Genomic DNA, 10,220 nt, shown 5'->3' with positions numbered 1-10,220 from the left:
AGCTGTTACTGCGTGCGCGATACTGGGATTGAACCAGTGACCTCTTCCGTGTCAGGGAAGCGCTCTCCCGCTGAGCTAATCGCGCGGGACGATCCATGCGGACCGGATCTTCGGTTGTTCTGCGTGCGCGATACTGGGATTGAACCAGTGACCTCTTCCGTGTCAGGGAAGCGCTCTCCCGCTGAGCTAATCGCGCTTGGAGGTGGAGACGGGATTTGAACCCGTGTAGACGGCTTTGCAGGCCGTTGCCTCGCCTCTCGGCCACTCCACCAGGAGTGAATACGGGGGTTCGGGAAGATCCCCCACATCGAGCGGACGACGAGATTCGAACTCGCGACCCTCACCTTGGCAAGGTGATGCTCTACCAACTGAGCCACGTCCGCTTGTCGTTTCCGTTCCGCTTGCGCGTCCCGGCGACGTGTTGAACTCTAGCGGATTCCTGGGCCAGCACAAAAACGCGATTCCGCAGCGTGCTGAGCTGCGTGCCCAGCCGGGCGGCCAGGAGCGTTCGCGCGGCGTTCACTCCTCGTGTTCCCGAGGTGGCTCGCAGCCGCCCTCACAGGAGTGCCCCGCCGTCCCTTCCCCACCCGCCTAGACTCGATCCGTGCACGACCTTGCTCCTCTGGCCCGCTTCGGCGGCCTCGTCGCGACCGACCTCCGGGATGTCACCAGTGACCCCGAGGCCCTGGACTCCGCCGGCTTCTGGGCCGTCTCCGCGGACTTCGAGGGACGTCTGACCTGCGCGCGCTTCGGCGACGTGCGGGCCGACCCCGTCCGTGCGCCCGCCCCCGGAGCCTGGCGCGGCCCCGCCGTGGGTGACTGGACGTCCTCGCTCGACCGCGCCGCGTACATCGCGGGCGTACGCGCGATCCGCGCGCACATCGCGCGGGGCGAGGTCTACCAGGCCAACCTCTGCCGGGTGATGTCCGCGCCGCTGCCCGACCCGCGGGCCGCCGACGTCGACGCCCTCACCGCCGTCCTGGCCCGCGGCAACCCCGCTCCGTACGCGGGAACGATTCGGCTGCCCGCCCACGGGGTGGAGATCGCGACCGCGTCCCCCGAGCTCTATCTGCGCCGCGAGGGACGCGCCGTCGAGTCCGGCCCCATCAAGGGCACCGCGCGGACCGCCGACGGCCTCCTGGAGAAGGACCACGCCGAGAACGTGATGATCGTGGACCTCGTGCGGAACGACCTCGGCCGGGTCTGCGCGAGCGGCTCGGTCACCGTCCCCGAGCTGTGCGCCGTCGAACCCCACCCCGGCCTCGTCCATCTCGTCTCCACGGTCCGCGGCGTCCTCGACGAGCACGCCGGCTGGCGGGAGCTGCTCGACGCGACCTTCCCGCCCGGTTCCGTCACCGGCGCCCCGAAGTCCAGCGCCCTGCGGATCATCGAGGCCCTGGAGACCGCGCCCCGCGGCCCGTACTGCGGAGGTATCGGCTGGGTCGACGCCGACCGCCGCACCGCCGAGCTCGCCGTCGGCATACGCACCTTCTGGATCGACCGAACCGAGGGCGTGCTCCGCTTCGGCACCGGCGCCGGCATCACCTGGGGCTCCGACCCGGAGCACGAGTGGGCGGAGACCGAATTGAAGGCGTCCCGCCTGCTGGCGGTAGCGTCGGGCACGTACGAGGCGAGCGGAAAGGCCATTTCTCGATGAAACTCTGGGTCAACGGCGGGCTGTACGACGCGGCGGAAGCCCGGGTGTCCGTACTGGACCACGGCCTGACCGTCGGCGACGGCGTCTTCGAGACGGTCAAGGCCGAGCGCGGCGGGACCTTCGCCCTCACTCTGCACCTGGAGCGCCTCACCCGCTCCGCACGCGGGCTCGGCCTGCCCGACCCCGACCTCGACGAAGTGCGCCGCGCCTGTGCCGCCGTCCTGGAGGCCAATCCGATGGAGCTCGGCCGGCTCCGCATCACGTACACCGGCGGGATCTCCCCGCTCGGCTCGGAGCGCGGGGACGAGGGGGCCGGCCTCGTCGTGGCGCTCGGTGAGTCGGGCCGTCGCGCCGACTCGACCGCCGTGATCACGGTCCCCTGGACCCGTAACGAGCGCGGAGCGGTCACCGGACTGAAGACCACCTCGTACGCCGAGAACGTCGTCGCCCTGTCCAGGGCGCGTGAACACGGTGCCTCCGAGGCGCTGTTCGCCAACACCGTCGACCGGCTCTGCGAGGGCACCGGATCCAATGTCTTCGTCGTGCTCGACGGCCGGATCCACACCCCGCCCGTCTCGTCCGGCTGCCTGGCGGGCATCACCCGCGCCCTCGCCGTGGAGTGGACCGGTGCGCAGGAGACCGATCTGCCGTTCGACGTCCTGGAGAGCGCCGAGGAGATCTTCCTGACCTCGACCCTCCGGGACATCCAGGCCGTCCACCGGGTCGACGGACGCGAGCTGACCGCCGCCCCCGGGCCTGTGACGGCCAAGGCGATGCGGATCTTCGACGAGCGCGCCGCGGCCGACAGGGACCCGCGCTTCTGAACGGACCCGCCCGTCGAAAACGGGATGACGGACGGCCGCCGGGTGGGTAGAACACCGATGATGACCACCACCCTGCGGCCGACCGGGCCGCTTCAGCAGACCCCAGGCGGCGACCGTTCGCGCACCTACGACGTCTGTGTGAACAGCCGTCGCGTCGGCTCCGTGCGTCTCGCCACCGCACCCGGATTCGGTGCCGGGGCCGGTGTGATCGAGGCCCTGGGCATCGACGAGAAGGACCGCCGCCGAGGCCGTGGCACGGTCGCCGCGCTCGCCGCCGAGGAGGTGCTGCGCGGCTGGGGCTGCGGCGAGGTCCAGATCTCCGTACCCGCGGACGCCCGGGCGGCGCTGCGGATGGCGGACGCCCTCGGCTACACCGAACGCAGCCGGAACATGGTCAAGGAGCTGCCGGGCGAGCCGCCCGAGCTGCCCCCGGGCATCACGGTCCGCCCCATGACCGAGGCGGAGTACGGGGACTGGCGGGCGAAGGCCACGGCCTCCTTCGCGCAGAGCTGGATCGACCGGGGGGTACCGGAGGACCAGGCGCGGGCCAAAGCCGAGGCCAGCAACCGGACGCACCTCCCCCAGGGACTGGCCACGCCCCATGTCTCGATCGACGTCGCCGTGGCGGACGGGGAGGTCGCCGGCTTCCTCTGGACCGGTCGGATCGAGCTCGAACCAGGGCTCCACGGCGCCTTCGTCTACGACATCGAGGTCGCCGAGGCGCATCGCGGCCACGGCTACGGCCGCGCCCTGATGCTGCTGGCCGAGCGGGTCGCGCTCGGCGCCGGTGAGCGCCTGCTGGGACTCCATGTCTTCGCGGGCAACACCCCGGCGATCCGCCTCTACGAGTCGCTCGGCTACCGGACGACCTACGTCAACAGCTGGAAGCCCCTGCTCTAGCCGGCGAGCAGGCGGTCGACGATCGCCTCGACGCGCTCGCGCAGGCCGTCCTGGCTCTGGCCGCCGTCCAGGCGCTCGCCGCCGACGACATAGGTCGGCGTGCCGGTGACCTTGATCGCCTTGCCCTCGGCCTGGTCCGCGTCGACGGTCAGCAGATGCCGGCCGTCGATCAGGGCGGTGTCGAACTCCTCCGCGTCCAGGCCCAGTTCGCTCGCGACGTCCAGGAGGACCGGCTCGCCCCGGTCGCCCAGCTCCTTCGTCCTGGCGAGCAGCGCCTCCACGTACGGCCAGCCCTTGCCCTGCTCGGCCGCCTCCTCCGCGGCCTGGGCGGCGGCGTAGGCGTGCTTGTGCTTCTCCAGCGGGAAGTGCCGCAGCTGTACGTCGATGCGCTCGCCGTACGTCTCGCGCAGCGCGCGCACGTCGTCGAGCGCGCGGAAGCAGTCGGGGCACTGGAGGTCGAGCCAGGCCTCCACGACGACGGGGGAGGCGGACGGGGCGATGGAGTCACTCATGGGAGCAGTCTTCCAGCCGTCGGAGACCCGGCACCAACCGGGACCTGGGGAGGAGATCCGCAGGGGGCGACCCGGAGATCTCCCTGAGGTCCGCCCGGAACGTGGCCGTGAGAGGCCTCGCCGGTGCAGGATGGAAGGGACGTATCGCCCTGGCCCAGGAGGATCGCATGCTCGCCGAGACCATCTTTTCCGCGGTGTCCGTGGCGGGGCTGGGCATCGCCGCGATCACGGCGTACCGCAAGCGCTTCCTCGCCGCGGCGCGGATCGCCGCCTACTCCCTGGTGCCCCTCGGACTGGTCATGACCGGAGCGGTGGAGTGGGCCTTCGACACGGTCTTCAGCCCGACCGCCTGGGCCGGCTTCGGCGTGCTCGGCGCGGCCTGGCTGCTCTTCATGTCCACACGCGCCATCGAGCGGCGCAAGGCGGGGCGCAAGGAGGCGACCGAGGGCGCCCGGCCCGATGCCGTTGCCGCACCGGCCGCTTCGGCTCCCGCGCTGGGGCAGGGGCAGCGCGGGGCGACCCCGAAGCCGCAGGCCAAGCAGGGCGGGGACGACTTCAGCGACATCGAGGCGATCCTGAAGAAGCACGGGATCTGACGGGCGCGGTATCCACGGGATGGGATGAACTGCCCTCCCCGAGGGGCGTGTTGCGGGCGGTCCGGGGTGTCGCTGCGCCATGATCGCCCCCGAGATGCTGGATACCTCGCGGGATCACGCCCCCGCCCCCACCGAAGAGCCGCGCGGTTGCCTGTTCGCGCTCTCCCAGCCGCCGCTGATGATCTTCCTCGCGGTCATCGGCTGTCTGCTCCTGATGGCCGCCGTGCACGACCTCTTCCTGCTGTGAGGGGCCGGAGGGGGCCGGATCAGCCGGCGGCTTCCTTGCGCCGCGCCCGGTACGCGGCCACGTGGAGCCGGTTACCGCAGGTGCGGCTGTCGCAGTACCGGCGCGAACGGTTGCGGGACAGGTCGACGAAGGCCCGGCCGCAGTCCGGGGCCTCGCAGCGCCGCAGACGCTCCTGCTCGCCCGCCACCACGATGAACGCCAGCGCCATGCCGCAGTCCGCGCCGAGGTGGTCGGCGATCGACGCGCCCGGGGCGAAGTAGTGCACATGCCAGTCGTAGCCGTCGTGGTCGGTCAGCTGCGGGGTCGTGCCCGCTGCCGCCACCAGCTGGTTGATCAGCGTCGCCGCGATCCGGGCGTCGGGCGCCGCGAAGACCGCCGCGAACCGGGCGCGGACCTCGCGTACGCCTCGCAGGTCGTTCTCGTCGAGCTCGCCGACGTCGCTGATGTCGTGGGCCCGCACGAAGGTGTGCAGCGACTGGAGGTCCCCGAGCTCGTCGTCACGGTCGCCCTGGGGGGCGGTGTTCATCAGATCGACGACGGTGTCGAGGGCGATCCGGGTGTCGTGGGGGATCAGCACGATTCGCTCCATGGCCGGCTGCGGGCGGGCGCCCGCGAATTGCGCTGACTCTAGCGGCTTCGCCGCGTGTCGCCCGGAGCGGTCCGAAAGCGGGCCGGAACGGGGCCGAAACCATGCTTCGACCTGCCGTCCCCGACCCGGAAACGGGCATCGGCGTCCTCCTCGCGCCGGCTGCGCGGTGAGGACGCCGATGTCTGCCGTATGGGTTTGTCCGCGCGGCGCCGTCTCCCCGAGTCGGACGGCGCCGTGCGGCTCTCGGCCTGGCTCAGCTGTCGGCCAGGATGTGCGAGAGCTCCGTGTCGAGGTCGAAGTGGCGGTGCTCGGTGCCCGGTGGCACGGCGGCGTCGGTCCGCTTCAGGAACGACTCCAGGGCCCGCGCCGGGGCCTCGAGCAGGGCTTCGCCCTCGGGGGAACTCAACGCGATGCAGACGACGCCCTGACCGTGACTGCGGGACGGCCAGACTCTGACGTCGCCGGTGCCGGTGGGCCGGTGCAGCCCCTCGGCGAGAAGGTCGCGGGCGAAGACCCACTCGACCGTCTCCTCGGCTCCGGTGTGGAAGGTGGCGTGCACGGCATAGGGATCGGCCGTGTCATACCGCAGGCCCGCGGGTACAGGCAGTGAGGACTCGCTCGACACAACGAGGCGCAGGTGCAGCTCGCAGCTGACCGTGGTGTTCATAAGCGCCAGGGCCTTTCGCTCAGTGTGCGCTCGGGGATTCGCACGTCGGCGAAATCGACATGCCACCTACGGTGCCGTTGTAAACCCCTCTGTCTGTTTTGTGATCGTTCAGGTAGCTCGTTCGGGGGTGTGTAACTTTGGGTAATACGGCCATTCCGGTGATGGTCTTGAATCCGGTAGGTTGGGGCCCATGAATGCGGAGAGTGACGAGCGCACCGGGGAGTCCGCGGCCGACGGGGAATCCGAGCTGGGATCCCGGGCCCCCGAGTTCATCAAGGCCCGCCGGACCCTGCACCTGAGCTGGCAGGTCGGCGTCTTCATCGTGGGGCTGGCGGTCGTGGGGGCGGGCGTCGTCATGCTCCCGTTGCCCGGCCCCGGCTGGCTGGTGATCTTCGGCGGCATGGCGATCTGGGCCACCGAGTTCGTGTGGGCGCAGCTCGTGCTCCGCTGGACTAAGCGGAAGGTCACCGAGGCCGCTCAGCGCGCTCTCGATCCGAAGGTCCGGCGTCGCAACATCATCCTGACCACGATCGGTCTGGTGATCATCGCCGTGCTGCTCGGGTTCTACCTCTGGAAGTACGGCTTCGTCATGCCGTGGAAGATCAACGACTGACTCGGACGGCGGTCGGGCGCCCCTCTGACATGGGGTAATGTTTGCGGTGCGCCCGGGCGATTAGCTCAGTGGGAGAGCGCTTCGTTCACACCGAAGAGGTCACTGGTTCGAACCCAGTATCGCCCACCACCCGGACCGAAGGCCCGGAGACTGGATCCAGTCTCCGGGCCTTCGGCGTTCCCCCGTCACCTCACCTCATGCGGCCCAGCCGCTCCCGGAGCCGGCGCGCGTCGCGCAGTCGCTGCTCGTACGTCGCGCCCACCGCGAGGAGTAGCAGTCCGGCCAGCGCCGGGGGCAGCCAGCGGGGGAGGGCGCCGACGGCCTGGACCACGTACGGGGCCAGCTCGTGCAGCCCGTCGAGCGCGAGCACCGAGCCGCCGAGCACCAGCAGCGCCTGCAGCCGGAACCGGGCCCCCAACAGCGTCACCGCGAGCGCGGCGAGGCCGAGGAGCAGCGGGCGCGCCCAGTCGGGATCCGCCCAGGCGGCGAAGAGGCTCGGCACCAGCGTCGCGGCGAGGCCGGGGCCGTACGCCACCCAGGACGAGGCCTCGGGGTCGCGGCGCCTGCGCAGCACGCCGACCACCAGCGCGGGCACGGTGACCGGCAGCGTGTACGCCTCCGGGGTCTCGACGTCCCACACGGCGAGCCGTACCCAGGTGGCCGCGAGGAAGAGCGCGGCGGCCGTCCACGAGGCGAGCGGGCGCCGCTCGGGGCGGACGGCCGTCGCCGCCGCGATCACCCCGCACAGGGCGAGGGCGAGCGCGAGGAACGCCGGCCGCGAGGCGGCCAGGGCGAGCGCGAGGACCGCCACGGCCGCACCGGTGATCTCCACGGGCAGGGCGACCGGATGGCGCCGCAGCCACGCTCCGGCCGCGGCGGTGGCAGCCGGGACCACGAGCAGGGCGAGAGCGGTGTGGTGGTCCTGGAGCTCCGCGGCGGCCGCCCCGGCGCTCAGCAGGCCCGCCGCCGTGCCGACCGCGACACAGGCCGCCACGGCCCGCCGTGCGCCCTCCGCGAGGAACGCGACCGCGAGGAGGAGCCCGAGCAGGACGCCCAGCACGGTGAACGTCGCCGCGCGGGTGTCCAGGCCCGTCGCGACCGAGCTCGCCGCCGTCGCGAGCGCGCAGCCGAGCGCACTCCACCCGAGCACGTCCCGCGGCGACGCCGGCGCGGCGGTGGCCCCCGGAGCCGCCCCCGGCCCCCACCCGGCCCACTGGCCCCGCGGACCGGCGCCGGCGACGCCGGGGACGGGGGCCGCGGCCTGCGGCCCGGCCGCACCGCCGGCACCCGCGTCGCCGGCCGGGCCGGCGGCGTCCGGAGTGGTTCCGGCCGTGTCGCCGCCGGTCTCCGCGCCACGCGGGCCCACCCCGTCGGCCCCGGCGTCACCCGTCTCCGCCGTTCCGGCCCGAGCCGGGACACCCCGTGTCAGCGTCCCCGGGCGGGCGGCCAGGAAGAGGGCCGCCGCCGTCGTCACGAGTTGCAGTCCGAGGGTGGGCGCGTAGGGGAGGTCCAGCGACAGGGGCAGGGACGTCAGGAGAGACCAGGTGAGGACGAGCGCGGCGCAGCGGGTCCACAGGCGCGGCACCGCCGACAGGGCCGTCGCCGCGACGAGCAGCACCAGCGGAGCCGTCGACGGGTACCAGGCGAGGACGTCGTCCGTGTGCGCGCCCGACCACACCGGCGTCGTCCGCGCCAGAGGAGCGAGCAGCGCCACCGCCACCGGCGGCAGCGCCCAGGCCACGCCCAGCGCCAGCACCCCGGCCCCCGCACCCGCCAGACCCCGCTTCACCGCGCGCGGTGCAGACGACCGCAGGACCGTCGCCAGGGCGACCGCGCACAGCACGTACCCCGGCACCTCCCAGTCGCCCGGCAGCACCACCCGCAGCACACCGCCCGCCGCCGCGATCACCGAGAGCCCCGCCACCACGGACGCGGCCTCCGCCACCCCGGCCACCCTCGCCCAGCTGCCGCCGCGAGGGGCCCCCATCGCCAGATACAGCGCCACCCCCGCGCAGGCCAGCAGCAGCGCGCCCGCCGGAATCGCCGAGGTCAGAGACAGACCGCCGCCCGTCACCAGGGCCCAGCCGCCCAGCACCCCGGCACCGATGCCCGCCGTCGTCCGTACCGCCGCGGGCTTCGCCCACAGCACCACGGCCAGGTCCGCCACCGCCGTCGCCAGCGCCGCCCAGCCCAGCGCGAGCGCCCCGCCGTCCGCGGCCAGCACGCCCAGCGGCAGCGGCAGTTGAGCCGTCACCACCGCCACCGGCAGCGGAATCCGCAGCCGCCCCAGCGCCGATCCGTACGCCGTCCAGACGCCGGCGAGGACCGCCGAGGCCGCCGCGGTGTACCCGAGCGCGTCGGTGTCCGGCAGCGCGACGCGGTGCAGCGCGTACGCGTCGAGCACCGTCAGCACCAGGCCGAGCGCCGCCACCGACTCCGCCGTGGAGCCGAGCCCCCGGCGCAGCAGCAGCACCGGCGCGGCCAGCGCCGCCGACGTCACCACTCCCAGGACGGCGGCACGTCCGCCGATCCCCATCGAGCCCCAGCTCACCAGCGTGAAGGCGAGCGCCGCGATCGTCAGCAGCACCCCGCCCAGGGTGAGCAGCACGTTCTGGGCGCTGCGCGGAGTCGAGTCCGCCACCGGTCCGGAGGCGGCCCGCGGCGGGGCCGGGAACGTCACGGACTGCTGCAGCACCTGCAGCAGCCAGGTCCGGCGGGCCAGCAACTGGGACCGGCGAGCGTCGAGTTGAGCCAGCTCGCGGTCGACGAGCCGCAGCTCTTCCGCGGGTGGCAGGGCGTTGTCCATGTGCGGAGTGTGGCCCCGGACACAGGGAAGGGGTATGCGCGCGGGTACTCATATCCCCGCCTGAGTACGTACACACTGGAGACATGGACTGGTGCCGCTACCGCTTCCGCAGCGTCTGGCAGTTGGCCGCCCCGCCCGACGCGGTCTACGCCGTGCTCGAACGCGCCGAGGAGTACCCCCGGTGGTGGCCCCAGGTCCGCGAGGTCGTCCCCGTCGACGAGCTCACCGGCACGGCCCGCTTCCGCTCCCTGCTCCCGTACGACCTCGTGGTCACCGCCGAGGCCCTGCGCCGGGACCCCGTCGCCCGGGTCCTCGAGGTCTCGCTGCGCGGCGACCTGGAGGGCTGGGCGCGCTGGACCCTGACCTCCCGCGGCCCCGGGACCCGCGCGGTCTACGAGCAGGAGGTCGAGGTGACCAGCCCCCTGATGCGCCGCCTCGCGGTCCCGGGCCGGCCGGTCTTCCGCGCCAACCACGCCCTGATGATGCGCGCCGGCCGACGCGGCCTCGCAGCCAGACTGGCGGGGGCCGACCAGGGCGCCACCTCCCGGCCGAGGCCGGGGGACAGTGGGCCGGTTTGAAGGAAGCCCGCGGAAACCTGTATGGTTCAACCCGTTCCCGGGCGATTAGCTCAGCGGGAGAGCACTTCGTTCACACCGAAGGGGTCACTGGTTCGATCCCAGTATCGCCCACCGGGAGAGGCCGGTCCGTCGAAAGACCGACCCGCCTTACGCATTCCCGGCCGTCCGGCCGCACGCGGCAGTCCCACAACCCGCCGTCCGCATCTCCGGGCGCACCGGCCACGCCCGATA

Annotated in this window: 11 protein-coding genes and 6 tRNA genes; 9 read left to right on the top strand and 8 right to left on the bottom strand. The window is 72.8% G+C overall.

Going from position 1 to position 10,220, the window contains the following annotated elements:
• Nucleotides 1–13 precede the first annotated feature (13 nt).
• The 4 genes from ACFQ7Q_RS36395 to ACFQ7Q_RS36380 all read right to left on the bottom strand — a co-directional run bounded on the left by ACFQ7Q_RS36395 (nucleotide 14) and on the right by ACFQ7Q_RS36380 (nucleotide 383).
• A tRNA-Val gene (locus tag ACFQ7Q_RS36395) sits at nucleotides 14–85 on the bottom strand.
• A 39-nt stretch (nucleotides 86–124) separates the two neighbouring features.
• Nucleotides 125–196: transfer RNA gene (locus ACFQ7Q_RS36390), tRNA-Val, on the bottom strand.
• Between the two features lies 1 nt (nucleotide 197).
• Nucleotides 198–271 (bottom strand) — tRNA-Cys (locus ACFQ7Q_RS36385).
• Nucleotides 272–310: 39 nt separating this feature from the next.
• Nucleotides 311–383 (bottom strand) — tRNA-Gly (locus ACFQ7Q_RS36380).
• A 221-nt stretch (nucleotides 384–604) separates the two neighbouring features.
• On the opposite strand from ACFQ7Q_RS36380, the gene ACFQ7Q_RS36375 reads away from it, so the two are divergent.
• Genes ACFQ7Q_RS36375 through ACFQ7Q_RS36365 form a run of 3 tightly spaced genes read left to right on the top strand, consistent with a single transcriptional unit; the run spans nucleotide 605 to nucleotide 3,381 of the window.
• Nucleotides 605–1,657, top strand: coding sequence for a chorismate-binding protein (locus tag ACFQ7Q_RS36375; protein ID WP_383562994.1), 1,053 nt, complete (start codon nucleotides 605–607; stop codon nucleotides 1,655–1,657).
• Nucleotides 1,654–2,481, top strand: coding sequence for an aminotransferase class IV (locus ACFQ7Q_RS36370; RefSeq protein WP_383562991.1), 828 nt, complete (start codon nucleotides 1,654–1,656; stop codon nucleotides 2,479–2,481). Before ACFQ7Q_RS36375 ends, ACFQ7Q_RS36370 begins: the two co-directional genes overlap by 4 nt.
• A gap of 60 nt (nucleotides 2,482–2,541) precedes the next feature.
• Nucleotides 2,542–3,381, top strand: a complete 840-nt coding sequence (locus ACFQ7Q_RS36365; RefSeq protein ID WP_383562988.1) for a GNAT family N-acetyltransferase — start codon at nucleotides 2,542–2,544, stop codon at nucleotides 3,379–3,381.
• On the opposite strand, the gene ACFQ7Q_RS36360 is transcribed toward ACFQ7Q_RS36365, so the two are convergent.
• Nucleotides 3,378–3,893, bottom strand: a complete 516-nt coding sequence (locus ACFQ7Q_RS36360) for a DsbA family protein (RefSeq protein WP_383562985.1) — start codon at nucleotides 3,891–3,893, stop codon at nucleotides 3,378–3,380. The two genes, ACFQ7Q_RS36365 and ACFQ7Q_RS36360, sit on opposite strands and share 4 nt — an antisense overlap.
• Nucleotides 3,894–4,060: 167 nt before the next feature.
• Between ACFQ7Q_RS36360 and ACFQ7Q_RS36355 the strand changes: the two genes are divergently transcribed.
• Together ACFQ7Q_RS36355 and ACFQ7Q_RS36350 are read left to right on the top strand one after the other, a co-directional pair.
• Nucleotides 4,061–4,489, top strand: a complete 429-nt coding sequence (locus tag ACFQ7Q_RS36355; RefSeq protein ID WP_383562982.1) for a hypothetical protein — start codon at nucleotides 4,061–4,063, stop codon at nucleotides 4,487–4,489.
• Between the two features lie 79 nt (nucleotides 4,490–4,568).
• On the top strand, nucleotides 4,569–4,736 hold the full coding sequence (locus ACFQ7Q_RS36350; RefSeq protein WP_329125923.1) for a hypothetical protein: 168 nt from the start codon (nucleotides 4,569–4,571) through the stop codon (nucleotides 4,734–4,736).
• Between the two features lie 19 nt (nucleotides 4,737–4,755).
• On the opposite strand, the gene ACFQ7Q_RS36345 is transcribed toward ACFQ7Q_RS36350, so the two are convergent.
• Together ACFQ7Q_RS36345 and ACFQ7Q_RS36340 are read right to left on the bottom strand one after the other, a co-directional pair.
• Nucleotides 4,756–5,313, bottom strand: a complete 558-nt coding sequence (locus tag ACFQ7Q_RS36345) for a CGNR zinc finger domain-containing protein (protein ID WP_362369134.1) — start codon at nucleotides 5,311–5,313, stop codon at nucleotides 4,756–4,758.
• A gap of 265 nt (nucleotides 5,314–5,578) precedes the next feature.
• Entirely contained in the window at nucleotides 5,579–5,992 is a 414-nt protein-coding gene (locus tag ACFQ7Q_RS36340; RefSeq protein ID WP_015032345.1) for an SsgA family sporulation/cell division regulator, read from the bottom strand.
• Nucleotides 5,993–6,182: 190 nt separating this feature from the next.
• Here ACFQ7Q_RS36340 and ACFQ7Q_RS36335 point away from each other — a divergent pair, with 190 nt between their 5' ends.
• Both ACFQ7Q_RS36335 and ACFQ7Q_RS36330 read left to right on the top strand, forming a co-directional pair.
• Entirely contained in the window at nucleotides 6,183–6,605 is a 423-nt protein-coding gene (locus ACFQ7Q_RS36335) for a TIGR02611 family protein (protein WP_376442983.1), read from the top strand.
• A gap of 54 nt (nucleotides 6,606–6,659) precedes the next feature.
• Nucleotides 6,660–6,734 (top strand) — tRNA-Val (locus tag ACFQ7Q_RS36330).
• Between the two features lie 61 nt (nucleotides 6,735–6,795).
• Here ACFQ7Q_RS36330 and ACFQ7Q_RS36325 read toward each other — a convergent pair.
• Nucleotides 6,796–9,411 carry an SCO7613 C-terminal domain-containing membrane protein gene (locus tag ACFQ7Q_RS36325; RefSeq protein WP_383562978.1) on the bottom strand — a complete coding sequence of 872 codons (2,616 nt, stop codon included), beginning with the start codon at nucleotides 9,409–9,411 and terminating at the stop codon, nucleotides 6,796–6,798.
• Nucleotides 9,412–9,494: 83 nt separating this feature from the next.
• Here ACFQ7Q_RS36325 and ACFQ7Q_RS36320 point away from each other — a divergent pair, with 83 nt between their 5' ends.
• Complete coding sequence (locus tag ACFQ7Q_RS36320) at nucleotides 9,495–9,989, top strand: SRPBCC family protein (RefSeq protein ID WP_383562975.1); 495 nt, start codon at nucleotides 9,495–9,497, stop codon at nucleotides 9,987–9,989.
• 39 nt (nucleotides 9,990–10,028) lie between these two features.
• Nucleotides 10,029–10,100, top strand: a tRNA-Val gene (locus ACFQ7Q_RS36315).
• Nucleotides 10,101–10,220: the final 120 nt, after the last annotated feature.

The organism is Streptomyces sp. NPDC056527, assembly GCF_042794475.1.
In the GTDB taxonomy this organism is placed as follows: Bacteria; Actinomycetota; Actinomycetes; order Streptomycetales; family Streptomycetaceae; genus Streptomyces.
The sequence above is the reverse complement of the archived record's forward strand: the minus strand, read 5'-3'. Positions and strand labels throughout refer to the sequence as shown.

Bases quoted from the DNA above. Each gene is read 5' to 3' on its own strand.
- ACFQ7Q_RS36370 (WP_383562991.1), top strand. From the start codon at position 1,654: ATGAAACTCTGGGTCAACGGCGGGCTGTACGACGCGGCGGAAGCCCGG.
- ACFQ7Q_RS36320 (WP_383562975.1), top strand. From the start codon at position 9,495: ATGGACTGGTGCCGCTACCGCTTCCGCAGCGTCTGGCAGTTGGCCGCC.
- ACFQ7Q_RS36340 (WP_015032345.1), bottom strand. From the start codon at position 5,992: ATGAACACCACGGTCAGCTGCGAGCTGCACCTGCGCCTCGTTGTGTCG.
- ACFQ7Q_RS36350 (WP_329125923.1), top strand. From the start codon at position 4,569: ATGATCGCCCCCGAGATGCTGGATACCTCGCGGGATCACGCCCCCGCC.
- ACFQ7Q_RS36355 (WP_383562982.1), top strand. From the start codon at position 4,061: ATGCTCGCCGAGACCATCTTTTCCGCGGTGTCCGTGGCGGGGCTGGGC.
- ACFQ7Q_RS36335 (WP_376442983.1), top strand. From the start codon at position 6,183: ATGAATGCGGAGAGTGACGAGCGCACCGGGGAGTCCGCGGCCGACGGG.
- ACFQ7Q_RS36365 (WP_383562988.1), top strand. From the start codon at position 2,542: ATGACCACCACCCTGCGGCCGACCGGGCCGCTTCAGCAGACCCCAGGC.
- ACFQ7Q_RS36325 (WP_383562978.1), bottom strand. From the start codon at position 9,411: ATGGACAACGCCCTGCCACCCGCGGAAGAGCTGCGGCTCGTCGACCGC.
- ACFQ7Q_RS36360 (WP_383562985.1), bottom strand. From the start codon at position 3,893: ATGAGTGACTCCATCGCCCCGTCCGCCTCCCCCGTCGTCGTGGAGGCC.